27 protein-coding genes are annotated in these 25,326 nt (G+C 69.4%); 17 read left to right on the forward strand and 10 right to left on the reverse strand.

What is annotated here, in order from left to right; translation table 11 throughout:
* Nucleotides 1–114 precede the first annotated feature (114 nt).
* The 5 genes from FHU36_RS40725 to FHU36_RS40745 all read left to right on the forward strand — a co-directional run bounded on the left by FHU36_RS40725 (nucleotide 115) and on the right by FHU36_RS40745 (nucleotide 3,408).
* Entirely contained in the window at nucleotides 115–294 is a 180-nt protein-coding gene (locus FHU36_RS40725) for a DUF6104 family protein (protein WP_101787787.1), read from the forward strand.
* 135 nt (nucleotides 295–429) lie between these two features.
* Nucleotides 430–1,263, forward strand: coding sequence for a DUF4097 family beta strand repeat-containing protein (locus tag FHU36_RS40730; protein ID WP_312892182.1), 834 nt, complete (start codon nucleotides 430–432; stop codon nucleotides 1,261–1,263).
* Nucleotides 1,260–2,012, forward strand: coding sequence for a PadR family transcriptional regulator (locus tag FHU36_RS40735; RefSeq protein WP_185089431.1), 753 nt, complete (start codon nucleotides 1,260–1,262; stop codon nucleotides 2,010–2,012). The genes FHU36_RS40730 and FHU36_RS40735 overlap by 4 nt, the downstream gene beginning before the upstream one ends.
* Nucleotides 2,013–2,316: 304 nt before the next feature.
* Complete coding sequence (locus FHU36_RS40740; RefSeq protein ID WP_185089432.1) at nucleotides 2,317–2,922, forward strand: TetR/AcrR family transcriptional regulator; 606 nt, start codon at nucleotides 2,317–2,319, stop codon at nucleotides 2,920–2,922.
* 87 nt (nucleotides 2,923–3,009) lie between these two features.
* Complete coding sequence (locus FHU36_RS40745) at nucleotides 3,010–3,408, forward strand: hypothetical protein (RefSeq protein WP_185089433.1); 399 nt, start codon at nucleotides 3,010–3,012, stop codon at nucleotides 3,406–3,408.
* Between the two features lie 7 nt (nucleotides 3,409–3,415).
* Here FHU36_RS40745 and FHU36_RS40750 read toward each other — a convergent pair whose 3' ends face one another.
* The 6 genes from FHU36_RS40750 to FHU36_RS40775 form a co-directional block, all read right to left on the reverse strand.
* Entirely contained in the window at nucleotides 3,416–4,372 is a 957-nt protein-coding gene (locus tag FHU36_RS40750) for a zinc-binding dehydrogenase (protein ID WP_185089434.1), read from the reverse strand.
* Between the two features lie 9 nt (nucleotides 4,373–4,381).
* A complete protein-coding gene (locus FHU36_RS40755; protein WP_185089435.1) occupies nucleotides 4,382–5,260 on the reverse strand; it encodes a hypothetical protein in 879 nt (292 codons plus the stop codon).
* A gap of 42 nt (nucleotides 5,261–5,302) precedes the next feature.
* Nucleotides 5,303–5,731: a type II toxin-antitoxin system VapC family toxin gene (locus tag FHU36_RS40760; protein WP_185089436.1), complete on the reverse strand. Its 429-nt coding sequence runs from the start codon at nucleotides 5,729–5,731 to the stop codon at nucleotides 5,303–5,305.
* Nucleotides 5,718–5,981, reverse strand: coding sequence for a hypothetical protein (locus FHU36_RS40765; protein ID WP_185089437.1), 264 nt, complete (start codon nucleotides 5,979–5,981; stop codon nucleotides 5,718–5,720). The genes FHU36_RS40760 and FHU36_RS40765 overlap by 14 nt, the downstream gene beginning before the upstream one ends.
* A 98-nt stretch (nucleotides 5,982–6,079) precedes the next feature.
* On the reverse strand, nucleotides 6,080–7,519 hold the full coding sequence (locus FHU36_RS40770; RefSeq protein ID WP_185089438.1) for a TLP1 C-terminal extension domain-containing protein: 1,440 nt from the start codon (nucleotides 7,517–7,519) through the stop codon (nucleotides 6,080–6,082).
* A gap of 201 nt (nucleotides 7,520–7,720) precedes the next feature.
* A complete protein-coding gene (locus FHU36_RS40775) occupies nucleotides 7,721–7,978 on the reverse strand; it encodes an SSI family serine proteinase inhibitor (protein ID WP_185089439.1) in 258 nt (85 codons plus the stop codon).
* Between the two features lie 301 nt (nucleotides 7,979–8,279).
* Here FHU36_RS40775 and FHU36_RS40780 point away from each other — a divergent pair, with 301 nt between their 5' ends.
* The 5 genes from FHU36_RS40780 (at nucleotide 8,280) to FHU36_RS40800 (ending at nucleotide 16,314) form a co-directional block, all read left to right on the forward strand.
* Complete coding sequence (locus FHU36_RS40780; RefSeq protein ID WP_185089440.1) at nucleotides 8,280–9,380, forward strand: trypsin-like serine peptidase; 1,101 nt, start codon at nucleotides 8,280–8,282, stop codon at nucleotides 9,378–9,380.
* Between the two features lie 205 nt (nucleotides 9,381–9,585).
* Nucleotides 9,586–10,752: a trypsin-like serine peptidase gene (locus FHU36_RS40785; RefSeq protein WP_185089441.1), complete on the forward strand. Its 1,167-nt coding sequence runs from the start codon at nucleotides 9,586–9,588 to the stop codon at nucleotides 10,750–10,752.
* Nucleotides 10,753–11,186: 434 nt separating this feature from the next.
* On the forward strand, nucleotides 11,187–12,716 hold the full coding sequence (locus FHU36_RS40790) for a trypsin-like serine peptidase (protein ID WP_185089442.1): 1,530 nt from the start codon (nucleotides 11,187–11,189) through the stop codon (nucleotides 12,714–12,716).
* 433 nt (nucleotides 12,717–13,149) lie between these two features.
* Nucleotides 13,150–14,649 carry a trypsin-like serine peptidase gene (locus tag FHU36_RS40795; protein WP_185089443.1) on the forward strand — a complete coding sequence of 500 codons (1,500 nt, stop codon included), beginning with the start codon at nucleotides 13,150–13,152 and terminating at the stop codon, nucleotides 14,647–14,649.
* Between the two features lie 177 nt (nucleotides 14,650–14,826).
* Entirely contained in the window at nucleotides 14,827–16,314 is a 1,488-nt protein-coding gene (locus FHU36_RS40800) for a trypsin-like serine peptidase (RefSeq protein WP_185089444.1), read from the forward strand.
* An 83-nt stretch (nucleotides 16,315–16,397) separates the two neighbouring features.
* Here the strand turns inward: FHU36_RS40800 and FHU36_RS40805 are convergent, their stop codons facing one another.
* Nucleotides 16,398–17,756: an NsdA family TPR-like regulatory protein gene (locus tag FHU36_RS40805; RefSeq protein WP_185089445.1), complete on the reverse strand. Its 1,359-nt coding sequence runs from the start codon at nucleotides 17,754–17,756 to the stop codon at nucleotides 16,398–16,400.
* A 133-nt stretch (nucleotides 17,757–17,889) separates the two neighbouring features.
* A complete protein-coding gene (locus FHU36_RS40810; protein WP_312892184.1) occupies nucleotides 17,890–19,086 on the reverse strand; it encodes an NAD(P)-dependent malic enzyme in 1,197 nt (398 codons plus the stop codon).
* A 282-nt stretch (nucleotides 19,087–19,368) separates the two neighbouring features.
* On the opposite strand from FHU36_RS40810, the gene FHU36_RS40815 reads away from it, so the two are divergent.
* From FHU36_RS40815 to FHU36_RS40830, 4 genes are all read left to right on the forward strand, one after another.
* The gene (locus FHU36_RS40815; RefSeq protein ID WP_185089446.1) at nucleotides 19,369–20,232 is read left to right on the forward strand and encodes an ABC transporter substrate-binding protein; all 864 of its coding nucleotides are present in this window, start codon (nucleotides 19,369–19,371) and stop codon (nucleotides 20,230–20,232) included.
* 3 nt (nucleotides 20,233–20,235) lie between these two features.
* On the forward strand, nucleotides 20,236–21,063 hold the full coding sequence (locus tag FHU36_RS40820; protein ID WP_185089447.1) for an amino acid ABC transporter permease: 828 nt from the start codon (nucleotides 20,236–20,238) through the stop codon (nucleotides 21,061–21,063).
* On the forward strand, nucleotides 21,060–21,803 hold the full coding sequence (locus FHU36_RS40825; protein ID WP_185089448.1) for an amino acid ABC transporter ATP-binding protein: 744 nt from the start codon (nucleotides 21,060–21,062) through the stop codon (nucleotides 21,801–21,803). The genes FHU36_RS40820 and FHU36_RS40825 overlap by 4 nt, the downstream gene beginning before the upstream one ends.
* Before the next feature lie 235 nt (nucleotides 21,804–22,038).
* Nucleotides 22,039–22,470 carry a CGNR zinc finger domain-containing protein gene (locus tag FHU36_RS40830; protein ID WP_185089449.1) on the forward strand — a complete coding sequence of 144 codons (432 nt, stop codon included), beginning with the start codon at nucleotides 22,039–22,041 and terminating at the stop codon, nucleotides 22,468–22,470.
* Here the strand turns inward: FHU36_RS40830 and FHU36_RS40835 are convergent.
* Nucleotides 22,440–22,736 (reverse strand): S24 family peptidase, encoded by a 297-nt coding sequence (locus FHU36_RS40835; RefSeq protein ID WP_185089450.1) that lies wholly within the window; start codon nucleotides 22,734–22,736, stop codon nucleotides 22,440–22,442. The genes FHU36_RS40830 and FHU36_RS40835 overlap by 31 nt on opposite strands.
* 90 nt (nucleotides 22,737–22,826) lie before the next feature.
* Between FHU36_RS40835 and sodN the strand changes: the two genes are divergently transcribed.
* From sodN to FHU36_RS40850, 3 genes are all read left to right on the forward strand, one after another.
* Nucleotides 22,827–23,228 carry a superoxide dismutase, Ni gene (gene sodN, locus FHU36_RS40840; protein WP_221497305.1) on the forward strand — a complete coding sequence of 134 codons (402 nt, stop codon included), beginning with the start codon at nucleotides 22,827–22,829 and terminating at the stop codon, nucleotides 23,226–23,228.
* Nucleotides 23,229–23,356: 128 nt separating this feature from the next.
* Nucleotides 23,357–23,779 carry an anti-sigma factor gene (locus FHU36_RS40845; protein WP_312892185.1) on the forward strand — a complete coding sequence of 141 codons (423 nt, stop codon included), beginning with the start codon at nucleotides 23,357–23,359 and terminating at the stop codon, nucleotides 23,777–23,779.
* 17 nt (nucleotides 23,780–23,796) lie between these two features.
* Nucleotides 23,797–24,576, forward strand: a complete 780-nt coding sequence (locus FHU36_RS40850; protein WP_185089451.1) for an RNA polymerase sigma factor SigF — start codon at nucleotides 23,797–23,799, stop codon at nucleotides 24,574–24,576.
* Nucleotides 24,577–24,811: 235 nt separating this feature from the next.
* On the opposite strand, the gene FHU36_RS40855 is transcribed toward FHU36_RS40850, so the two are convergent.
* Entirely contained in the window at nucleotides 24,812–25,195 is a 384-nt protein-coding gene (locus FHU36_RS40855; RefSeq protein WP_185089452.1) for a hypothetical protein, read from the reverse strand.
* Between the last annotated feature and the right edge of the window lie 131 nt (nucleotides 25,196–25,326).

Here is a 25,326-nt window from a genome sequence, read left to right on the forward strand (position 1 = left end):
AGACCCCCGCCGGCCCCGGCCGCGCGGGGGTCTTCCCGTTTGCGGGGCCGCCCTCGGGACGGCCTAGAGTGAGGCGTGGACGCGCCGGTCCACGATGACCTGAAACGGAGCACGATGTACTTCACCGACCGGGGGATCGAGGAACTCGTCGAGAGGCGGGGCGAGGAGGAGGTCAGCCTCCTCTGGCTCGGCGAGCGGCTGCGCGAGTTCGTCGACCTCAACCCGGAGTTCGAGGTCCCGGTCGAGCGGCTGGCCACGTGGCTGGCCCGCCTCGACGACGACGAGGACGAGTGACGCCCCCGCCGCCCGCCGCGCGGTGAGCATCCGGCGGGCGAGGTCCCGGTAGGCGGGCTTGCCCTCAGGAGCCCACCCGATCACAAGACGCGATACATCTTGAGCTTTCGACAGTCGCGACATATCGTGTCTTATGTGACGGTAGTCCGGGAGGAAGGGACGGGGATCATGCGGCACTGGACGATCGAAGGGCCCGAGCAGCTCACGTTCGGCCCGGTGGCCGCGCTCGACGTGCGGATCGTGGCCGGCAGGCTGGCGGTGCTCGCCAGCGAGGGCCCACCGTCGCTGGAGGTCTCCAGCATCGACTCCGCCCCGCTGATCGTCACCTACGACGAGGACGCCCGGGAGCTCAGCGTCGCCTACAAGGACCTCACCTGGGAGGGTGTCCTGAGCTGGCTGCGCAGCGCCCGGCGCGAGACCGTCGCCACGCTCACCGTGCCGCGGGGCTGCAGGGTCAACGCCGGCGTGGTCTCCGCCTCCGCCGTCGTCGCCGGGTTCGAGAACGTCACCCGCGTCAAGAGCGCCGCCGGGGAGATCGTGCTCGACGGGGTGAGCGGCGAGGTGAACGCCACCACGATCTCGGGCGGCGTCGAGAGCCGGGCCATGGAGGGCGACCTGTCCTTCCAGAGCGTCTCCGGCGACCTCACCGTGGCCGGCGGCGTGCCGCGGCGCCTGCGGGCCAACACCATGTCCGGCCGCATCACCGCCGACCTGCGCCTGAGACCGACGGGGCACGTGACGCTCAACAGCGTCTCAGGTGACATCCTGGTCAGGCTCCCGGAGGGGGTGGACACGGACGTGAACATCCGGTCCACCTCCGGCCGTCTGGTGAGCGCGTTCGAGAAGCTGTCCGACGAGAACGGTCCCGGCACCAGGTCGCTGTCGGGCCGGCTGGGTGGCGGCATGGCCTCGCTGTCGGCCATCACGGTCTCCGGCGACGTCACGCTGCTCAAGGGGGAGAACGAATGAGCCCTGTCTTCGGTCACGGCCGGCTCAGGCTGTACCTGCTGAAGCTGCTGGACGAGAGCCCGCGCCACGGATACGAGGTGATCCGGCTGCTGCAGGACCGCTTCCTCGGCGTCTACTCCCCCTCCCCCGGCACCATCTACCCGCGCCTGGCCCGTCTGGAGGAGGAAGGGCTGGTCACCCACGAGGTGATCGACGGCAAGAAGGTGTTCTCCATCACCGACAAGGGCCGCGAGGAGCTCGGCGACCGCCTCGACGAGCTGGCCGAGCTGGAGCAGGAGATCTCCGCCTCGGTGCGCGACATCGCCCGCGAGGTGAAGGAGGACGTCCGCGACACCGTCAAGTCGCTCCGCGAGGAGCTGACCAGGATGGCCAAGGACGTGCGCGTCGGCGCCAAGACCGACGGCAGGCGGCACCGCGAGCAGCAGAAGGCCCACTTCGAACGGCTCAAGGAGCAGCAGAGGCACCAGTGGACCGAGCACGCCTCCCAGTGGCAGGGCGAGAGCCAGCGGCTGGCCGGGGAGTGGCGCAGGATCTGGGCCGACATCTGGTCCACGCTCGGCGGCCCGCCCGCCGGCCACCCGGACCAGGACGCCGACCTCGACGCCGAGCTGGGCGCCATGCTGGCCGACTTCGTGGCCAGGGTCCGCGAGGAGGCGTCGGAGTCCCGCCTCACCCCGCAGACCGTCGATCGGCTCCGCACCGTCCTCGACGAGGCGTCCGACCGCATCCGCGACACCCTCCGGCCATGATCCGGTACGGCCTCCGCTCCCCGGCGCAGCGTCTCGCCCCGCGCCCACCCCCCGACCGGTCACCCACCGCGGACCACCCTGCGGCGCCACCCCCCACCCCGGACCACCCGGCGGCGCCGCCCCCCACCGCGATCGATCCCGCCGCGGACCCGGCGCGCTCGGCCCCCGCCCGGAAGCGCCGCCGCCCCTCCCCCACGCCTGGGGCGGCAGCCCGACATCACTGAGAGCCCTGACGCTCCCCTCACCCTCCAGGGCAACACTATGGCAACATAGTGTCGCCATTGGACATCGGAAAGGAGCCGTCATGGCATCACCGTCCCGCCGAGGCGATCCCCAGCGGCGCACGCGTCCCGGCGGGCGCAGCGCACGGGTCAACGAGGCCATCCTCAGCGCCGCACTCGACGAGCTGATCGAGTCGGGCTACTCGAAGCTGAGCTTCGACCGGGTCGCCACCCGCGCACAGGTGCACCGGGCGACGCTCTACCGGCGGTGGGCCTCCAAGGAGGAACTCGTCGCCGAGGCACTGCTCGCCCAGACCCGGCAGGCGGTGCCGATGCCCGACACCGGCTCGCTTCGCGAGGACCTGCGCCGGCTCGCCCACGCGATCGTCGCGAACCTCTCCGAACCGGACGGACAGGGCCTGCTCCGCACGCTCGTCTCCGACGCCGGACAGGTGCCGGAGATCTCCGTGGCCGGCCGGGCGTTCTGGGGCGAGCGGTTCGCCCTGGCCGGCGCGATCGTGCGGCGCGGGATCGAGCGGGGCGAGCTGCCGACCGACACCGACGCCGACTTCTTCATCGAACGGCTCATCGCGCCGCTGTTCCTGCGGCTCCTGGTCACCGGCGAACCCATCGACGCCGCCTACGCCGACCGGATCGTCGATTCCCTCCTCGACACAGCCCACCCTTAAAGCGACATCTTGTTGCCGAAAGGCGCCGGCGTATGCCATGCTCTCCTTAAGGCGACAGAATGTCGCACAGTTTCTTCAGGAGGAAACATGGCACCGCTCGCCGTCGAGACCGCTCGCCCGAACCGGTGGTTCCAGGTCGGGCGAGGGCTGCTGATCCTGGCCGCGCTGGCCGCCGCCGCGGCGGGCGCCGGCGCGATCGGCGAGGTGGCCGGCGCCGGGCCCGAGGCGTTGATCGCGCAGACCTGGCGCATGTACGGGCTGTTCCTGTGTGCCGGCCTGTTCGGCGTGCTGGCCTGGCGGCCGGACACCCACGTCTCGGTGTGGACGCTGCTGATCGCCAACAAGGCCGCGCTGACCGTCACGGCCGTGGCGTACCTGGCCGCCGGCGGCGCCCCCGGGGCTGCGGAGACGGCGGCCTGGGACGGAGCCCTGACCGCCGTCCTCGTTCTCGCCTTCCTGACCACCCGGCGGCGCACCTCCGGCTGAGGCACTCTCAGGGCGTGAAGACGATCTTCCCGAAGACGTCGCCCTGGTTCATCGCGGCGAACCCGTCGCGGGCCAGCGCGAGCGGCATCGTCCGGTCGATGACCGGCCGCACCCCCGTCTGCTCCAGGAAGACCGCCAGGCGCTGGAGCTGGTCCCGGGAGCCCATGGTCGAGCCGACCACCGAGAGCTGCAGGAAGAAGACGCGGTTGAGGTCGGCGGGCGGGACCGCGCCGCTGGTGGCGCCGGAGACGACGACGCGCCCGCCCGGCCGGAGCGACCTGAGCGAGTGGTCCCAGGTGGCCTGCCCGACCGTCTCCATCACCGCGTCCACCCGCTCGGGCAACCGCGCACCCGGCTCGAAGACCTGGTCGGCGCCGAGCTTGAGAGCCTGGTCGCGTTTGTCGGCCGACCGGCTGGTCGCCCAGACGCGGTAGCCGCCCGCCCGGCCGAGCGCGATCAGCGCGGTCGCGACCCCGCCGCCTGCCCCCTGCACCAGCACGGTGGACCCCGGCTCCAGCGCCGCCTTGTCGAACAGCATGCGGTACGCCGTCAGCCAGGCCGTCGGCAGGCAGGCCGCCTGCTCGAACGTCAACGCGGCAGGTTTGGGCACCAGGTTGCGGCGCGGCACGGCGACCCGTTCGGCGAAGGTGCCGTCGTGCACCTCCGACAGCAGCGAACGCTTCGGATCCAGCGTCTCGTCGGCGCCGGTGCCGATCACGGCGTGCACGATGACCTCGTTGCCGTCCTCGTCGACGCCGGCCGCGTCGCAGCCGAGCACGATCGGCAGCCGGTCCTGCCGGATGCCGACCCCCTTGAGCGTCCACAGGTCGTGGTGGTTGAGGGCGGTCGCCCGTACGGTGACGGTGGTCCAGCCGTCCGGAGCCTGCGGTTCCGGCCGCTCGCCGAGCGTCAGCCCGGCGAGGGGATTGTCGGGATCGATCTGTGTGGCGGTTACGGCGAACATGGCCGCACCCTACTTCAGCGTGATCCGGATCCCCTTGACGGCCCGCTCGACGAACTCCCGCTCGCCGGTGGCCGCGACCTGCACCCCGTCGCGGCAGGCGGCCTTGGCCGGGCGGCCGGCCCGCTCCATCATCTCCGGCACCCGCGACCCCTTCGCGCAGCCGGGCAGCGGGATGACCGCCACCATGTCGTTCACCACGCTGCCGAACCACAGTTGCGGACCCACCGGGTCGCCCTGCGCGTAGTCGCCCGGCTCGGCCAGGCGCACCGGGCCACCACCGGACAGCACGAGGTAGCCGTCCTTCGTCACCCGGCCGCGTAGCCGCTCGGCCACCGCCATCCGCTGCTCGAACGTCAGCCCGTCGAACCGGTCGTACAGCGCCAGCCGCCACGGCCCGAACGCGAACAACAGCACCTGCCCGAACGCGCCGCTGCCCGGCTGGCGCGGCCAGAGCTGCACGTCGGGGGTGAGGTTCCTGATCGGCTGGCCCCCCTTGGACACCTCCACCTCGCCCCCGTAGGGCGCGGCGAGCCGGCGGTACGCCCCGTCGATCCAGACACCCCGGAACGGGCGCACCCCGAGCGCGTCGAGACCCAGCTCGGCGGGATAACGCACCTCGCCCCGCGTCCCGTCGGGGAAGACCACCCGGACGGTCTCGTCGTCACCCTTGACCCTGGCCTTCGGGTAGAGGGCGTTGGGCGCGTTGTTGAGCGTGCGCATCGACCGGATCGGCTCGGGCACGGCCCCGGGTTGCACCGGCGGCTCGGGCTCGCGGCTGACCACCAGCCCGGCGACGGGCACCACGACGAGGACCGCCACGACGATCAGCCCCACCCACTGCCGACGCCCGCGCCGGCCCGACTCGATGACATCGAACTGATCGGCCACGACGACCTCACCCGGTGGAGTGGCTTGCGCCCTGTCACCAGTTCAGTTGAGCGGTGACCGCCAGCGCAAGCCCTCGAACCTGGCGAAGTCCTTGTCGCAGGTCACAAATTCACAACCGTGCTCGATGGCCAGCGCCGCAAGGTAGGCGTCGGGCACGAGGTTGCTCCTGGCCTGGGTCTGGCGGCACAGCTGGGTGAAGATGTGCCAGTGCCGCTCACCAGGCTCAAGGACGATGGCGTGGGGCTGATTGCGGATCTGCCCGGCGAAGGCGAGGATCTCGTCCATCGTGGGCGGGTCCTCGTGCAGGAAGGGGTGGCGGAGAATTCGCACGACTCCATTGATCACGTAGTCGCTCACGGCATAGGCCGAGTCTCCGTTGACCATGCCGTCCACCAGGCGCCGGCAGACCTCGTGATCATTCGCCCGCCGACGGAAGGCGTTGATCAGGACGTTGACGTCACTCAGCAGCATCCGACACCGTCCTGGTGTAGCGCTCGATCTCCTCCTGGTCGATCAGCTCTTTGATGAACTCGGGAGTGAGCTCGATGCCGGGCCTCAGTCGGGCGTCCGACATCACGAGCTCCACATGGGGGCGGCGGGCCGCTTCCGTGGAGCGGTTGAGTAGTTGTCGCAAGGCGTCCTCCATCACCGAGGTGAGACTGCGTCCGTTTCGGGCCGCGTACGCCTTCGCCTCGTTGAGGAGTGCTTCGTCGATCCGCACCGTGGTCCTCCGCATGACTCCAGCGTCCGCTCGTGACATAAAAATGTCAAGAGCTCACAGTAGTCACCCGATCACAATCTTTGCATGGCCTTTGAGTATCACCACCGCGCCACATTGACCTGGCCATTGGAGGAGAGCCGCACCAACTGTCCGACCAGCTCCCGCGACTCCGCCTCGGCCAGGAGGTCCGGCTCCACCACGTGGGCGTGAGCCCGCCCGCCGCCGGGCAGGTCCACGACGAGGATGCCCCGCTCGGCCACCCCCTCGCGGTCGTGCGCCACGGTATACCCGGCCACCACGGCGGGCCCGTCGTAGGCGGGCACGATCGGCACGGGTTCGGCCGTAAAGACCGGGCGGGCGTCGCCCGTCGCGCCGCCCGGCTCGGTGGACCACACGGCGTAGGCGTGCTTGGTCAGGTGCATGCCGACCCCGGTGACCAGACCGTGGCCGCCCCGCTCGCGCAGCACCCCGGCCATCGCGGCCGTGGAGTGGAGCACGTAGTCGCTGGCGGGCCCGCCGGCGTACGGCAGGCCGCCGGTGACCGTGAGGCCGCGCGGGTCGAACGGGTCGAGGCCGATCGCGTCGCAGGCCTGCCGGAGCGCGATGGCGAAGCAGCTGTACAGGTCGATCGCCCCCATGTCGCCGAGCGTGACCCCGGCCCGCCCGAACGCGGCCGCGGCCGCACTCGCCATGGCCTGCGAGGCGTCGAGCGCGGGCCTGGCCGCCACCTCCCAGGTGTCCTCGGCGTACGCCCATCCGCGCAGGTGGACACGCCGGTCGTCCGGCACGCCGAGCCGGTCGGCCAGTGCGGCGCTCACCAGCACGACGGCCGCCGCCTGGTCGACCTCCATGACGGCCACGGTGTCCCGCGTGTACGGCCAGCCGACGAACCGGCCCCCGTCCGCCAGGTCCTCCGGGGTGCGCGGGGTGCGCCGCCAGGCGTACGGGTTCGCGGCGGCCACCCGCGTCATCGGCGCCATCATCCGCGCCCGGTCGGCCATCTCCTCGTGGATGGTCCAGCCGCGGGCCGCCCGCCGGGCCGTCTCCAGGATCGCGTACGTGTGCACCGGCAGGAACAGGTCGTGCGCCAGCTCGGCCGGATGCGGCCCCCGCTCCCAGCCGTACGGCGGCTTGGGCACCGCCGGATGGCTCCACGGCGCCCGCTCGCCCGCCTTCCGGTACGCCCGGCGCGTGGCCAGCGCCTCGGCACCGGCGACCAGTGCGCAGTCGAGTTCGCCGGCCGCGATCCTGGCGGCGGCCTCGCCGATGAGCAGGTGCGGCGCGGTGCCGCCGACTCTGGAGTAGGCCTGGTGACGCGGCGTGGCGCCGAGCCGTTCGGCGAGCCGGCCGGTGGGCGAGTCGTACTGCCAGGAGTCGGTGTAGACGATCTGGATCGAGTCGAACCGCCCGGCGGGCAGCCGGGCGTCGCCGGCGGCCTCGCGCGCGACCTGCTCCCAGAGGTCGAGCGGCTCAGGGCCGGGTTGCTGACGGACGGTGCGCTGGGCCACGCCGACGAGGCAGGGGGTACGTGGATCCATATCGCCATCTAACCAGAACAATGTTCCAGCGAAAGGGGGCGGACGACAGGCCTTACCCGGGGGCCTCCACCTGGGGCGACACCTTCTTCCACGACATCAGGGACGTACGACCCGGCGCCGTTCTCGGCCTCCGGAACGCGGCTCCGCCGCACACGCGACGGCCCCGGCCCGCGACAGGCGGACCGGGGCCGTCAGGCGGGATCAGAGCCGGAAGACCGGCCCGGTCGAGGCACTCAGCTCGCAGCCGTTGGAGAACGTCTGGTCGTAGTCGTGCCGCTTGCCGTCCCAGATGCCCATCGCCTTGACGTGCACCGGGTTGTACTCCATGGTGCAGGCCGTGCCCGCCGCCCGGGACAGCCTCGACGGGTCGCCGCCCACTCTTTCGAGAGCGGTGCAGGCGGGCGTGCGGGCGCGCCGGGAGCAGGACAGGACTCCGGTCTTGTCCCCGACAGTGATCAAGAAAATCCGCATCCCCCTGCCGGGAGCGTGCGTGTCGGCCACGGCGGGAGCGACACTGAATGCCGTACAGGAAAGGACGGCCAAGCAGAGAAGTCGACGCATGGATACCACCTTTCCTGGCGCCCTGACCTGCTGCAACGACCGACACGAGGGATCAGTTACGCCTATGCGGATGGATGCCTTGACGGCTTCCTTATAGGACACAAGTCACGCTTGATCGGATAACGAATCCCCCACCCGAGCTGCAATACATAGGAGCGATCTGTAAGAATCCTCCCTTACACCCCAAGAAAGGCTTTTCATGATCCCCCGGGCCAGGCATCTGGCAGCCGTCGCGCTGAGCGCGCTGCTGATGCTGCCTGCCTTCGGGGGCCACGCCGCCGCCTCGGCCGCCGGCTTCGTCTACTCGGTCACGCTGACCAAGACCGCGACGGACGTCCAGAAGGTCGCCGAATACTGGAAGCCCGAGCGCCTCAAGCAGGCCGACAGCTACAGCCCCGCCACACCGGGCTCCCGGTCGGAAGGCTCCACCGCCGCCGGGGCCAGCCTGGGCGGCATCCAGACCGCCGCGACCACCGCTGCCGCCACCACCGCCGCCTCGAAGCGCAAGGCCGTCGTCAGCGTGGCACCCGCCCTGCCCCAGAAGGGCACGGCCGCGAAGACCATGGGCAAGGTGTTCTTCCGTTTCGGCGACAAGGAGTACTGGTGCTCGGCCAGCGCGGTGGCCGCCAGGAACCGCAGCGTGGTCGCCACGGCCGCGCACTGCGCCTACGACCCCCGCCAGGGCAAGGCCGCCCAGTACTGGATCTTCGTCCCCAACCCCGGACCCGACGGGGCGACGCCGGACGGCATCTACGTGGGCTCGTCGATCAGCATGCACGAGCACTGGCCGGGCAAGGGCGACTACGACTTCGACTACGCGTTCGTGACCGTGAACCGCGGCTTCACCTGGGCGAGCAAGGACGGCAAGCTCGTCACCCAGGACGTCGGCAGGTTGCAGGACAACGTCGGCGGCCAGGGCCTGGCCCTCACCAAGGGGCTCGGCAACACGATCCACGCCTTCGGCTACCCGGCCGGCCCGCAGCCCGACGGCAGCCGCCCGTTCGACGGCCGCACGCTGCGGACCTGCATCGGCACCACGCGCAAGACCGTGGCGCCCAGCCTGGACCTCCAGTTCGGGGTGCAGCTGCAGCCGTGCAACTTCAGTGCCGGCGCGAGCGGCGGAGCCTGGCTGATCGACTACCGGTCCTCCCAGCAGCTCGGCGGGCTGAACGGCATCAACAGCCTGACCTGGAACCGCGACGCCAAGGAGGGCTACGACGCGGTGTCCTCACCCCCGTTCACCGTCACCACCGGCCAGGTGTACCAGCGCGCTGCCACCCTGAACACGCCACAAATGTGACGCAAGTTACACGGAGCGTTGTCAACCACCCGATGATCAGGCAATATCGGATCTCGAAACGATCACGGCCCCTCGACGGCCGCTTTACCTGATCTTCCGCAAATTCACAGGTCCAGAGCCAGACCGGTAGGTTCCGGGCTGACCGTTTGCTGCTTACGGGGTCCAGTTGCCCCGCGTCAGCACAAAGGCAAAGCCTGGAGTTACCTTGAAGCGAATCCTTGTCCCGGCCGGCGGCGCCGTACTGGCGACCGGCCTCCTGGCCAGCGGCATGGCGGGCACCGTGCAGGCCCGCGCCGACGTCGCCAGCGACCCGATGGCCCGCAACACCGCCCAGGCGGCCTCGGTCGCCTCCTTCTGGCTCGCGTCGAACGGCGCGGCGCTGCGTGCCGCCTCCGCCTACCCCTGGGACTCCAAGGAAGTCCGGAAGGTCGTCTCCAAGGGCGGCGCCAGCCCCGACGGCAGCCCCGGCAGCGCCGCGCCGATCGACGAGGAGAAGGCCCCGATCAGCAGGGCCCAGAACGTGAACATGCCGAAGACGACCGGCAAGGTCTTCTTCGTCGACGCCTCGGGCAAGTACCGCTGGTGCTCGGCCACCTCGGTCCAGTCCAACTACCGCAACCTGGTCGCCACCGCCGGCCACTGCGTGTACGACACCGACGGCAACCGCGACGTCCTGGACCGGTGGGTCTTCGTGCCCGGCTACTACCAGGGCAAGGCCCCCTGGGGCATCTACGTGGGCAAGCAGGCCTTCACCCACTACGACTTCGACGTCTACGAGGACTACGACCGCGACTACGCGTTCGTCACCGTCTACAACGGCATCGGCTTCACCGGCGTCAAGCAGGTCAGCCGCAAGGACTACGAGCGCTTCACCGGTCCGAAGCGCAGCTGGGGCGGACGCAACTACATCCTGCTGTCCAAGGACGTGGGCCGCCTCGGCGACAACGTCGGCGGCCAGGGCGTCTCCTGGAACCAGCCCATGGGCAAGGTCGTCCGCGCGTTCGGCTACCCGGCCGGCCCGCACCCCGACGGCAACCGGCCGTACAGCGGCGTCACGCCGAAGACCTGCTACGGCAAGACCACCGGCAAGGCCGTGGGCGCCTCGTGGCTGAAGATCGAGGAGCACATCGGCCTCAAGTGCGCGGTGACCCCGGGCTACGACGGCGGCCCCTGGCTCGCCAACTACAGCAACGGCAAGCGTCTCGGCTACGTCAACGGCGTGACCAGCACCTTCGCCGACCAGGACGGTAACGACCGCATCGACTACATCACCTCGCCGTACTTCGACGGCGAGACCGCGTCGGTCTACAACTCGGCCAAGAACGTGTGGTCCGGCAAGATCGTCGGCCCGAACGGCGAGCTGTACAAGTAGGGATCACCTTCCCACACGGGGTCCGGCTTCGGCCGGGCCCCCTTTTTTCGTGTCCGGCAGGCATGGCCGCGGTCGCTGAGGGGAGGGCTGAAACCCCAGCCTGAAGATCATTAAGGCGCGGGAGCGAGATTAGACGGAGTTGCCCCCCGATTTGGTTCCTGTGATCTGAGTCACATTCGCTCGCTCACTCACCGCGACGAGGTCGTCACCGTCACTTTCCGCAACCTCGGCATGCCCTGCGAAGACGCGCCCTCCCGATCACCGTCAGCGAAGATCACTGACTGGTAACGGAAAGGTCACGGCGGTAAGGCCGCATGCCGAAAGGGGCAAACCGGCTTCCACCTGCAAAGATCAGCGCGCTATGTTCCTTGCTATCCCTTTACTGACGCATGGGACGCAAGTTGCGACCCACGACAGACCAAGGAGCAGTCCCCTTGAAGCGCATCCTCATCCCCGCCGGTGGCGCCATCCTGGCTACCGGCCTTCTGGCCGCCGGCCTCGCCGGCACCGCCACGGCCGCCAGCGACGTCGCCAGCGACCCGATGGCGAAGAGCGCGGCCGCGGCCAAGGCCATCGCCCAGTTCTGGGCCGAGTCCAACGGTGCGGCTCTCAAGGCCGCCACCCAGTCCAACATCTGGGACAACAACGACGTCGCCAAGCTCCAGAGCAAGGGCGGCTACAGCCCCGACACCAAGCCCGGCTCCGCCTCGCCGATCGGCCAGGAGAAGAAGCCCGCGGTCAAGACGCAGAACGTCAACTTCCCGAAGACCATCGGCAAGGTGTTCTTCGTCAACAGCAAGGGCGAGAAGAAGTGGTGCTCCGCCACCTCCGTCCAGGCGCAGTACCGCAACCTGGTCGCCACCGCCGGCCACTGCGTGTACGACACCGCGGGCAACACGGACGTCATGTCCAAGTGGGTCTTCGTGCCCGGCTACTACCAGGGCAAGGCTCCCTGGGGCATCTACGTCGGTAAGCAGGCGTTCACGCACTACGACTTCGACGTCTACGAGGACTACGACCGCGACTACGCGTTCGTCACCGTCTACAACGGCATCCACGTGGGCGGCGGCAAGGCCAGGCGCGTCTCCGAGGCCGAGTTCGACAAGTACCAGGGCATCAAGGAGGCCAAGGAGATCGAGATCTCCGAGGCCGAGTACAAGAAGTGCTCCCTCGACCCCACCGAGACCGACTCGTGCTTCGTCAAGAAGGGCGACGAGGCCCAGCCGACCGGCCCCGACTACCCCGGGGCTCAGGTCGCCAAGGTCGAGGTCGGCAAGGCCAAGTACGAGGCCGCCAAGGTCGGCAAGGGCAACGGCTACAAGTTCGGTGAGCCGGTCACCGAGATCGTGACCGACGCCGAGGCCGCGGCCTACAAGAAGAACCAGGAGAAGGACGCCGAGAAGTACCCGGCGACCGTCGTCAAGGACGAGCGCGGCAACTGGACCATCACGCACTACTACGTGCAGCAGTGGTTCAAGCCCGGCACGGCGACCAAGTACTACAAGGTCTCCTTCTACATCATCGAGGGCTTCGTCCGGGACGCCGGCCGCCTCGGTGACAACGTCGGCGGTCAGGGCGTCGCCTGGAACCAGCCCACGGGCAAGTACGTCCGTGCGTTCGGCTACCCGGCCGCCCCGCACCCCGACGGCAACAAGAGCTACACCGGTGTCACGCCGAAGTGGTGCTACGGCAAGACCACGAAGAAGCTCGTCGGTTCGGCCGCCAAGAAGATCGAGGAGCACGTGGCGCTCAAGTGCGCCATGACCGAGGGCGCCGACGGTGGCCCCTGGCTGCTCAGGTACAGCAACAGCAAGCGTCTCGGCTACGTGAACGGTGTCACCAGCACCTTCAACGACCAGGACGGCAACAACCGCGTCGACTACATCTCCTCGCCGTACTTCGACGGTGAGACCGCGAGCGTCTACAAGGCCGCCGCGAAGGTGTGGTCCGGCAAGATCATCTAAGTGACGCACCGCGACCGGTCCTGAGCCGATCGTTGACGCGTTGACCCGCGAAGGGCCCGGCGACCGCCGGGCCCTTCGGCGTTTCCGGGAATCTGTGGGGCGTTTTGACGCATGCCACGCCCAGACGGTGCCATCAAGACGATGTGATCTGCGTCACACTGCGCCGATCGGCCGCGCCGGCAATCGAGTTACGCACCGCCAGTCACACTGACAACTTCCTTATGTTGATCTGCGAAAACGGGCGCGTCAGGCACTTCCGGCAAGTCGCTCACATATGCCGCTTAAACATCACAGAACGATCACGGCCCCCAAAGCGGATCTTTTCTATGCGAAGTAGCTACCCGAGTCCAAGATCCACACTGTAGATTCCTGGTCATACCTTTACTGACGCATGGAACGCAAGAAGCGTTCCACGACAGCGCAAGGAGTCACCTTGAAGCGCATCCTCCTCCCCGCCGGTGGTGCCGTTCTGGCCACCGGTCTCCTGGCCGCCGGCCTGGCCGGTACCGCCCAGGCGCAGAGCGACGTCTCCAGCGACGTTCTGAACTCCGAGGCCAAGGCCGTCGAGACCGTCGAGTTCTGGTCGGCCTCGAACTACCTGGCCCTCAAGCAGGCCGTGGCCTTCAACCCCGACTCGCTCGAGGTCTCCAAGATCCAGAGCGGCGGCGGCTACAGCAGCGACACCAAGCCCGGCGAGGCCAAGCCGATTGGCGAAGAGAAGAAGACGGTCGCCAAGACGCAGAACGTCAACTTCCCGAAGACGATCGGTAAGGTCTTCTTCGTCGCGAAGGACGGCAAGCCTTACTGGTGCTCCGGCACCTCCATCCAGTCGCAGTACCGCAACCTGGTCGCCACGGCCGGGCACTGCGTCTACGACATCGCCGGCAACGACGAGGTCGTGTCCAACTGGGTCTTCGTCCCGGGCTACTACCAGGGCAAGGCTCCGTGGGGCATCTACGCGGGTAAGCAGGCCTTCACCCACTACGACTTCGACGTGTACGAGGACTTCGACCGCGACTACGCGTTCGTGACCGTGTACAACGGCATCGGTGGCTCCGCGTACACCTCCAAGAAGGTTTCCTGGGAGGAGTACAAGGCCTACAACGGGCCGAAGGAGGTCAAGGAGGTCGAGGTCACCAAGGACGAGTACACCAAGGGCAAGCTCGACCCCAAGACCACCGAGTACTACGAGGTCGACCCCGGTTCGGCTGCCGAGCCCACGGGCCCGGACTTCCCGGGTGCGGTCGTGGAGCGCGACGAGGTCAAGAAGGCCAAGTACGACGCTGCTCCGGTCGGCAAGGGCAACGGCTACAAGTTCGGTGAGCCCATCACCGAGGTTGTGACCGAGGCCGAGTACAAGGCCTACAGCGGCCCGGGCACCAAGGCCAAGGACGCGGCCGGCAACCACACCATCACGCACTACTACGTGCAGCAGTGGTACAAGCCCGGCAAGGTTGAGCGTTACATCCGTCTCGACCCGTTCATCGTGGGCCACGTCCTCAAGGACGCCGGTCGCCTCGGTGACAACGTCGGTGGCCAGGGTGTGGCGTGGAACCAGAAGGGCGGCACCGCTGTCCGTACCTTCGGTTACCCGTTCGGCCCGCACCCCGACGGCAACAAGCCCTTCACGGGCGTCACGCCGAAGTGGTGCTACGGCAAGACCCAGGAGAAGGTGCTCAAGATCCCGGCCCGCCGGGTTGAGGAGCACCAGTCGTTCCGTTGCGCTGTGACCGCCGGTTACGACGGTGGCCCCTGGCTGACCCGGTACAGCAACGGCAAGCGCCTTGGCTACGTCACCGGTGTCACCAGCCTCATCGTCGACACCGACAACAACAAGCGCTACGACACGATCACCTCCGCCCTGTTCGACGGTGAGACCGCGTCGATCTACAAGGCCGCTGCGGCCGTGTGGTCCGGCAAGCTCATCAAGTAGTACCGGCGGACCGAACGACGACCCCGGTCGGCGTTCACCCCATGCAACACCCGAAGGGCTCGGCATCCAGCCGGGCCCTTCGGCCTTTTCTGGGTGCTTTGTGGCGGGGGTTACCAGAGTGACCAGAAGATCGATAGGGTTCCGACACGCCCTTTGTAAACTTCGTGGAGTTCCTCAGTGAAGCGCCTGCTCGTCCCCCTCGCCGCAGCATGCCTCGGCGCCACCGCACTCGCCCTGCCCGCCACCGCGGAGCCGAGCTGGATCAGCGATCCCCTCGCCCCCAAGCCCGCCGACGCCTACAGCGACGCCCAGTTCTGGCTCGACGCCAACGGCGCCGCGCTGAAGAAGGCGACGCAGTACCGGGTCGACGCCAAGGACGTTCCCAAGCTCGTCCGCCCCCAGACGCAGACGGGTGACGGCAAGCCCGGCGGGGTCGCCCCCACCGGCACCACCCCGCCGTCCGCCAAGAGCAAGAACGTCAACCTGCCGAAGACGATCGGCAAGGTGTTCTTCCTCGACCGTGCCGGCCAGCCTCGCTGGTGCTCGGCCACCTCCATCCAGTCGCGTCACCGCAACCTGGTCGCCACCGCCGGCCACTGCGTGTACGAGCACGGCAAGGACGTCTTCCGCAAGTGGGTCTTCGCGCCCGGCTACTACCAGGGCAAGGCCCCCTTCGGCGTGTACGTGGGCGCCTACGCCTTCACCGCCTATGACCTCGACACCTACGACGACTACGACGGCGACTTCGCCTTCGTCGCGGTGCACAACGGCTTCCGCCTCGCGGGCGAGAAGAAGGTGACCAAGGCCGAGTTCGACAAGTGGGCGGGCGACAAGTGGGTCAAGCCGCGCCCGATCACCGCCGAGGAGTACGGCAAGTGCCTGCTCAACCTCGGCGACTGCTACAGCGAGGGCGAGGACAAGCCCGCCGACAAGGTCGGCCCCGACTACCCGGGCGCGGTCCTGGAGCGCGAAGAGGTCGGCGCGCAGGCCTACAAGGACGCCAAGACCGGCAAGGGCAACGGCTACAAGTTCGGCGAGCCCGAGACGGTGCCCGCCACCAAGGCCGAGCACGAGGCGTACAAGGGGCCGGGCACGAAGGGCGACGACAAGCGCGGCAACTACACGATCACCCGCTACTACGTCCAGAAGTGGGTCAAGCCCGGCACGACCCGCAAGTACTACATGGCCGAGTACATGATCGGCATCGTCAAGGACGCGGGCCGGCTCGGTGACGTGGTCGGCGGGCAGGGCATCGCCTGGAACCAGCCGATGAATCAGCGCGTGATCGCCTTCGGCTACCCGTCGGCCCCGCACCCCGACGGCGACCGCCCGTTCTCCGGCCTGACGCCCAAGTGGTGCTCCGGCAAGACCGGCACGAAGACGTACCAGATCAACACCTTCCGGGTGGAGACCCACCAGGTGCTCAAGTGCTCGATGACCCCGGGCGCCGACGGCGGCCCGTGGCTCGTCAGGTACGACAACAACAAGCGCACCGGCTACGTCAACGGCGTGACGAGCCTGTTCGTCGACGAGGACGGCAACGACCGCGTCGACCACATCACCTCGGCCTACTTCGACGGCGAGGTGGCCGACGTCTACAACAAGGCCAACTACGCGGAGACGAAGAAGATCGTCGGCCCGAACGGCGAGCTGCTCCCCGGCTGACCCACCGACGACGAGCCCGTCTCCGGCGACCACGCCGAAGACGGGCTCTCGCCGTCACACAGGCGCCGTCGCACGCCCTTCCGTCACACCGCCGCCAGCTCGCGGGTGCGCTCGCGCAGCGCCGTGACCACCGGCTCGCGCTTGTACGGCTCCAGCCGCCTGCGCAGGTCGGCGGCGTACGAGCGGGACCGGACCGACTGCAGCTCGCCCGCCAGGTCGAACGCGTGGGCGGCCACCCGGCAGGCCTCCTCCAGCTCGCCGCACTGCGTCAGCCCGGCCGCCAGCAGCGACAGGTTGAACATCCGCCCCCGCACGAAGCGGCCGTCCATGTCGAGCGAGCGGCGGGCCTGGCGGACCGCCTGCACCCCGTCGCCGAGGTCGCGGAAGCAGTGGGCGAACTTGGCCGCGAGGTAGGCCTCGTCGAAGTAGCTCAGCCAGGCGGGCTCGTGCCCCGGGACGCGCCGGTCGAAGGCCAGCTCGGCGTCGTGCAGCGCGGCGGCGCAGGACCGGGCGTCGCCGAGCCCGGCGTGGGCGTGCGCCTCCAGCACGTGGCAGGAGGCCATCAGCGTGGCCACGCCCGAGCGCGCGGCCGAGAGCTGGGCGGCCCGCGCCAGGTCCAGGGCGTGGGCCGGGCGGCCCATGTAGATGGCCTGGTGCGCCATGCCGGCGAGGATCTCGCCGCCGAGCGCGTCGTCGCCCGCGCCCCGGGCCAGGCGCAGCGCCTGGATCAGGTAGCGCTGGGCCAGGCCGTGCTGCTCCAGGTCGTAGGCCATCCAGCCGGCCAGCCGGGTGAGCTCGGCAGCGGCCGCGGCCAGTTCCCTGCCGGTGCTCTCGCCGTACGAGCCGTCCTTGAGCAGCGGCGTGACGGCGGTGTCGAGGTACTCGACCACGGCGGCGCGGACCCTGCCGCTGCCGAAGCGGTTGTCGAGCTCACCGAACGAGCGGGTGACCTCGCGGATGGCCGCGACGTCGGCCCGGCCCACGCGTCGCGAGCCTCCGCCGTCGAGGCGTTCGTCCGGTGGGGACGTCAGCCAGCGCACGGCTCCCACGGAGCCTGCCCCTATCGCGAACGTGGAGTCGATCAGGAACCGTCGTCTCTCCACATCGGCTCGCCACAGCGCTGTCACGGTAGCGACCCCCTCCTGCCACGTGTGCGTGAACACCTGCCCGAGATCGGGGGGTGAAACGATGGCCGGCATCCCGAGGTCTTCAGGCGTGACGGGTCTGCCGAGCCGTAGGGCGAAAATCTCGGTAAGGAGGGACGGCACCGGATCTCTGGGCCGCTGGCCCCCGATCCATCGCAGCACGGAGCTGTGGTCGTACTTCAGGCCGGGCGTGCCGCGAGCGGCGCCCAGGTCGTTGAGCCGCCTGGCCAACCCCTTGTGGGAGAGGCCCGCTTCCGCGATGAGCAGCTGAAGCAGGCGGTTGGGCTCGCGTCGCATCGTTCTCCTCGCCCCAGGAGTCGGAGCCGGCATCCTTACAGAGGGCTCCTGTTATAGCACGCTGAGTAAAGGGAAGCCCAAGACTTCCCTTTACTCGGGTGGACTTGTCGGGGCTGAGGGCGACCGGGCCCGGTCAGCCCGGGATGCGGGCGACCCCGTCACGCCGTGCCTGGGCGGCCACGGCGGCGGTGACGGCGGGGGCCACTCGGGCGTCGAACGGACTCGGGATGACGTAGTCGGCCCGCAGGTCGTCGCCCACCACGGCGGCGAGCGCGGTGGCGGCCGCGACCTTCATGTTCTCGGTGATCGTGGTGGCCCGCACGTCGAGCGCGCCGCGGAAGACCCCGGGGAAGGCGAGCACGTTGTTGATCTGGTTGGGGAAGTCGGAGCGGCCGGTGGCCACCACGCGGGCGTGCCTGGCCGCCACGGTCGGCGACACCTCCGGCGTGGGGTTGGACAGCGCGAAGACGATCGAGTCGGTCGCCATGGAGGCGATGGCCTCCTCGGCGACGGTCGAGCCCGACAGGCCGACGAACACGTCGGCGCCCGCGAGCGCCTGCTCGGTGGAGCCGGTGTGGCCGGCCTTGTTCGTGTCGCGGGCCAGGGCCTCCTTGACGGAGTTGAGCCCCTCGCGGCCCGGATAGATGATGCCCTTGGAGTCGGCCACGGCGATGTCGCCGATGCCGGCTTCGAGCAGGATGCGGGTGACCGCGACGCCGGAGGCGCCGGCGCCGGCCACGACGGCACGCAGGTCGCCCAGGGACCGACCGGTCAGGCGGGCGGCGTTGGTCAGGGCGGCCAGGACGACGATGGCGGTGCCGTGCTGGTCGTCGTGGAAGACGGGGATGTCGAGCAGGTCGCGCAGCCGGGCCTCGACCTCGAAGCAGCGCGGGGCGCTGATGTCCTCCAGGTTGATGCCGCCGAACGAGGGCGCGAGCCGGACCACGGTCTCGACCAGCGCGTCGACGTCGGTGCAGGCCAGGCAGAGGGGGACGGCGTCAACGCCGCCGAACTCCTTGAACAGCAGCGCCTTGCCCTCCATCACGGGCATCGCGGCGGCGGGGCCGATGTCACCGAGGCCGAGCACGGCGGTGCCGTCGGAGACGACGGCGACCACGTTGGAGACCCAGGTGTAGTCGTTGACCAGCGACGGCGTGTCGGCGATGGCGTTGCACACCCGGGCGACTCCGGGGGTGTAGGCCAGAGACAGGTCGTCCGCGTCACGGACGGGGATGGTGGAGCGAACCTCCAGCTTGCCCCCGCGGTGCAGGGCGAAGGCCGGGTCCTGGTCGAGTGATTCGAGAGAGGGAGAAGCAGGAGTGGCAGTCACAGAGAGACCCCAGTAGGCATCGGACGGACGATGGAGACCTTCGGCAGACGGCGCGAGAGGCCTGGCTTCGGTAGCCGCCAGGGTCCCCTCCCGATCGTCTCGTGAGGGGTTACGGGGGTCACCCGTCGCTCCATAGTGCCACATGGTGAGACGGAGTCCGGTGTCCAGGGTGACGCTGTTCTGTTGACGCATCGTTAAATCCCCGATGGCGGATCGTCGCTCGGGGCGATTTAAGCTTCACAAAACGCAACTTTCATGACATAGCACTTGAGGAGGCCTGACATGGCCCTCTGGTCCACGAGCCGCCGTGGTTACACCATCAGCGCGCTCACCTTGGCCGCCGCCCTGGGGCTGTCCGCCTGCGGCGGTGGTTCGGGCAGCGGTGACACCACCGCCACTGCCAGTCCGGGCGGGGCGACGGCCGCGAGCGAGGCCAAGCTGGTGACCCCCGGCAAGCTCACGACCTGCACCAACATCCCGTACGAGCCGTTCCAGTTCAAGGACGCGAGCGGCAAGATCGTCGGGTTCGACGTCGACGTCGTCGACCTGGTCGCCAAGAAGCTGGGCGTGGAGCAGCAGATCGTGGACATCGACTTCGCCGTCATCAAGAGCGGCGCGGCGATGGCCACGAACAAGTGCGACGTCGCGGCGGCCGGCATGACGATCACCGACGAGCGCAAGCAGAACATCACCTTCTCCGATCCGTACTTCGACGCCACGCAGGCGCTGCTGGCCAAGAAGGGCACGGGGGCCACCTCGCTGGAGGACATCAAGGCCAAGAACCTCAAGCTGGGCGCGCAGGCCAGCACGACCGGCCTCGACTACGTCAAGAAGCAGGGCTTCAACCCGACCGAGTACGCCGACTCCGCCAAGGAGCTGCTGGCCCTGCAGGCCGGCCAGGCCGACGTGATCGTCCAGGACCTGCCGGTGGTGCTCACCTGGCTGAAGAAGCCGGAGATCGCCGAGAAGTTCGAGATGATCGCCAGCCTCGACACGGGTGAGCAGTACGGCATCGGCCTGAAGAAGAACGCCGACCCGGTGCTGCTCAAGACCATCAACGAGACCCTCACCGCCGCCAAGTCCGACGGGACGTACGAGCAGATCTTCGTGAAGTGGTTCGGCAAGAAGCCCGGTGAGCTGAGCTGATCCATGTCGGACCAGTCACTGGCGGCTGAGCCGGGCAAGGCCCGGCTCAGCCCGCGTAAGAAGCAGCGCATCAGCCGCGCCATCCAGTACGTCCTGCTGGTCGCCGCGCTCGTCGGCGTCGTCCTGTACGCCGACTGGCCCAGCCTGGCGCAGAACTTCGCCAAGCCGGACGTGGCCGAGAAGGCCCTGCCCGAGCTCTTCACGATCGCGCTGAAGAACACCCTCATCTACACGGCGGGCGGGTTCGTCTTCGCGTTCGTGGTGGGGCTCGTGCTGGCGCTCATGCGGCTGTCCACGGTGCGGCCGTACCGGTGGATCTCGGGGCTCTACATCGAGATCTTCCGTGGCCTGCCGGCCCTGCTCATCTTCCTCCTGATCACCTTCCTGCCGCTGGCGCTGCCCGGCTTCGCGGTGCCCGGCGGCACGTACGGGCAGGGCATCCTGGGGCTCGGCCTGGTCGGCGCGGCCTACCAGGCGGAGGTGTTCCGGGCCGGCCTGCAGGCGGTGCCGAAGGGACAGACGGAGGCGGCCAGGTCGCTCGGCATGTCGGCGACCAGGGCGCAGATCACCGTGGTGATCCCGCAGGCCATCAGGATCGTCATCCCGCCGACGACCAACCAGTTCGTGGCACTGCTCAAGGACTCGTCGCTGGTGCTCTTCCTGGGCATCTCCGGCGAGTACGTGGAGCTGGCCAAGTTCGGCAACGACCTGGCCTCCCAGTACGCCAACGCCACACCGATCATGGTGGCCGGCCTGACGTACCTGCTCGTCACGGTTCCGCTGGGGCACCTGGCGGCCAGACTGGAGAAGCGCAAGGTGAGGGCCCGATGACGCCGGCCATCGAGATCAAGGACCTGCACAAGCACTTCGGCAAGAACGAGGTGCTCCGGGGCATCACCTGCACGGTGGAGGCCGGCCAGGTGGTGTGTGTCATCGGCCCCTCCGGCTCGGGCAAGTCCACGTTGCTGCGCTGCGTGAACCTGCTGGAGCAGCCGACCCTCGGCAAGATCCTGGTGGAGGGCGTCGAGGTCACCGACCCCGACGTGGACATCGACGCCGTCCGCCGCCGCATCGGCATGGTCTTCCAGCAGTTCAACCTGTTCCCCCACATGACCGCGCTGCAGAACGTCATGGTCGCCCAGCGGCGCGTGCTCAGGCGGGGCCGGAAGGAGGCCGAGAAGGTCGCCCGCGACAACCTGGAGCGGGTCGGCGTCGGTGAGAAGGCCGACGCCTACCCCGCGCAGCTCTCCGGCGGGCAGCAGCAACGCGTGGCCATCGCCAGGGCACTGGCCATGAACCCCGACCTGATGCTGTTCGACGAGCCGACCTCGGCGCTCGACCCCGAGCTGGTGGGCGACGTGCTCGCCGTCATGCGCAAGCTGGCCGAGGAGGGCATGACCATGCTCGTGGTGACCCACGAGATGGGCTTCGCCCGGGAGGTGGCCGACCGGGTCGTGTTCATGGACGGCGGCGTCGTCGTCGAGGACGGGCCACCCGCCCAGGTCATCGGCGACCCGCAGCACGAGCGCACCCGCGGCTTCCTGCATCGCGTCCTCCACCCCGAGGGCTGAGGTCACGGGGCCCCCGGTGGTGCCCGCCGGGGGTCTCCCCGACGAGCACCACCGGCGGGGCGCCCCCTCCAGCGCCCCGCGCACGGCCCTCCGCACGGCCCCTCCGCACGGCCCCTCCCCCACGGTCCGGGCCACGCCCTTCCGACCGTCCTGAACCGCGCTCCCGCACCGCGTCGGCCCCTCCCCCGGCCGCTCCGGACCACCCCTCCCCCACTCAGCCGTGTAATACTCCGGCATGGACATGACCTCTTACGCCGAGTGGGCGGTCCGTCTCGTGAACGACCCCGACGCACCCCCCGCGCTCCGAGGACTGCGCGACGAGCTGGCCGAGGTCTTCGCGGCCGCCTCGGCCGGCGACGAGGATGCCGTGGCCGCGCTGCTCAACGCCCTGCTCGCGCGCTATCCGGTGCACCCGCGGCTGTCGGCCCACGACGGACAGCGCTGGCATCTGCACCTGGCCGAGGACGAGGCGGCGAGCGCCGTGATGGGCCTGGCCGCCGTGGTCGCCGAGCTCGGTGCCGACCGCCTCGGCCGCTGCCAGGAGCCGCGCTGCTCGCGGGCGTACCTGGACACCTCCTCCAACCGTTCGCGCCGCTACTGCTCGGCCCGTTGCGCCAGCCGCGCCAACGTCGCGGCCTACCGCGCCCGCCGCCGCGGCGGCCAGTAGCGCAGCACGACCCGGCCCACGATGTCGCCGACCGGCCCGAAGTCCCAGCTGTCGCGCCGCCCGGCGGCCCGCTGGTTGTCGCTCTCCAGCCACCACCCGTCATCACCGTGCCACCGGGCCCGTTTGACGATCAGCCGGTCGGGGGCGCCGGGCAGCCTGGCCACCACGATGTCGCCCGCCCGGACCCGGGCGCCGCGCCGCACGAGGAGCCAGTCTCCGGGCAGCAGCGCGGGACGCATCGAGTCGCCCTCGACACGCACTCTCATAGGCCGAGACCCCCAACTCCGCAGGCCCTGGGACCCGAGTAAGGTCGGTTAGTGGACCAAGCTGACTCAGCATCAAGGAAGGACTTTCTGATGCTCGCACGACTGCTGCGACCCAAGCATGTCGCTTCGGCTCACTGCGATCTGCCCTGCGGCGTCTACGACCCCGCCCAGGCACGGATCGAAGCCGAGTCCGTCAAGGCGATCATGGAAAAGTACGCGGCCAACGAGGACCCGGTCTTCCGCGCCCGCGCGCTGACCATCAAGGAGGAGCGGGCCGAGCTGGTCAAGCACCACCTGTGGGTGCTGTGGACCGACTACTTCAAGCCGCCGCACCTCGAGACCTACCCCCAGCTCCACCAGCTCTTCTGGGAGGCCACCAAGCTCGCGGGCGCGGCGGGCGCCAAGGGCACGGTGGACGCCGCCAAGGCGGAGGACCTCCTCGGCAAGATCGACGAGATCTCCAAGATCTTCTGGGAGACCAAGGCCGCGTAAAACGGCACATAAGGCTCTGTGTGGCGACGAGCCGCACAGAGCCTTTTCCGTTGATGGCGAGTCTGATTCGTCCAAGCACCGCTCAGGGGCGGTAAGTTGCAGTCAGCGTCATATACGCGAGGAGGAACGTGACCGAGGAAACCGAGACGCGCATGGAAGAGGCCGGCATCCGTGACGTGGTGAGCATCAGGCTCCCCGCGGCGAGCGCTTACCTGTCCGTGCTGCGTACGGCCACGGCGGGGCTGGCGGCCAGGCTCGACTTCACGCTCGACGAGATCGAGGATCTGCGGATCGCGGTCGACGAGGCGTGCGCGATGCTCCTGGGCGAGGCCGTGCCGGGCACCGACCTGACCGCCGAGTTCGAGCTGACCGGGCTGGAGATGCAGGTCAGGGTCGAAGTCGTGACGGTCGGCAGCTCCGCGCCCAAACGCGACGACTTCGCCTGGATGGTCCTGACCGCTCTGGCCGACGACGTGGAAGCGGTGACCGACTCTCCGGACCGTATGGCGATCGTCCTGCGTAAGCGCCGAGGCGCGGCGAGGCCGGCGTGACGGAAAGGACTGGAGCCATGGCCACCAGCGATCACGCCGTGCCCGACAGGGTCCGCGCCCGCATGCTCTTCGCCGAGCTGGCCGAGCTGGGCCCCGAGGAGCCGCGTCGGCAGCGCATCCGGGACGAGCTGGTCGAGCTTCACCTTCCGCTGGTCGAATACCTCGCCCGCCGGTTCCGCAACCGGGGCGAGTGGCTCGACGACCTCACCCAGGTCGCCACGATCGGGCTGATCAAGTCGATCGACCGGTTCGACCTCAACCGCGGCGTGGAGTTCTCCACGTACGCGACGCCGACCATCGTGGGCGAGATCAAGCGGCACTTCCGCGACAAGGGCTGGGCGGTCCGCGTGCCGCGCCGGCTGCAGGAGCTGAAGCTCTCGCTGACCAAGGCGATCAGCGAGCTCTCGCAGCGGGAGGGCCGCGCGCCGACCGTGGCCGAGCTGGCCGCCTTCCTGAAGATGACCGAGGAAGAGGTCCTGGAGGGCCTTGAGTCGGCCAACGCCTACTCGACCGTCTCGCTCGACGCCCCCGACTCCGGCGACGACGACGCGCCCGCCGTGTCCGACTCGCTCGGCATCGTGGACGAGTCGCTCGAAGGCGTCGAATACCGCGAGTCGCTCAAGCCGTTGCTCGAACGGCTGCCGCCGCGCGAGAAGCGCATTCTGCTGCTGCGGTTCTTCGGCAACATGACCCAGTCCCAGATCGCCACCGAGCTGGGCATCTCGCAGATGCACGTCTCGCGGCTGCTCGCCCGCACGCTGGCGCAGCTGCGCGAGGGCCTCACCGCCGACGACTAGCGCGGGACACGGCCGTCGTCTCACGTACGGCCGTCCGTCCCGTACTTCCGTGTCCGGCACCTCCGCGTCCCGTGCCGCGCCGTCCCGTTCACCGGCTCGCACGCCCACCGGTCCGGCCGGATCGTCACGGCCGCACGACCGTCAGTCCCTGTACGGCCGTCACGTCCGTACGCCCGTCAGCCTCGCCCGGCCGTCACGTCCGTACGCCCGTCAGCCTCGCCCGGCCGTACGGTGGTCAGTCCTCGCCGATGAGGGCGTGGGTCGTCGGCGGCGCGAGCAGCGACACGAGACCGACCAGGGCCACCACGAGCAACGGGATCCCCAGCTGCGGCTGGTCCGACTGGATGAGCGTCACGGAGACGGGGATCATGAAGATCTGGGTCAGCACGGCGGGAGCCCTCCCCCAGCGCTCGGCCCTGAGCAGCCCGCCCCAGGCCACCCAGAGCAGCCCGGCGCCGATCAGCAGCCCGAACACCGCCTCCGCGATGGCCGTGGTGACGTCGCCGGCCGCCCCGCGGAGCGTCTCCACCACGACGTAGCCGCCGAGGCCCACCGCGACCAGCCCTTCGAGGGCGACGACGACGGCGGCGACAACCAGGCTGAGCGGGCGCTTCGACACAACCCGCACCCTATCCGCCCGCCGCGCCGGTCGCTGCGCCGACCGGGACGCGGATGCGCCGCGGCCTCTCGGAGCCGGCACACCCCTCGGGACCTGGCAGGTCGCCCGAAATATCCAGATCTGCCGCGATT

The organism is Nonomuraea muscovyensis (assembly GCF_014207745.1).
GTDB lineage: Bacteria > Actinomycetota > Actinomycetes > Streptosporangiales > Streptosporangiaceae > Nonomuraea > Nonomuraea muscovyensis.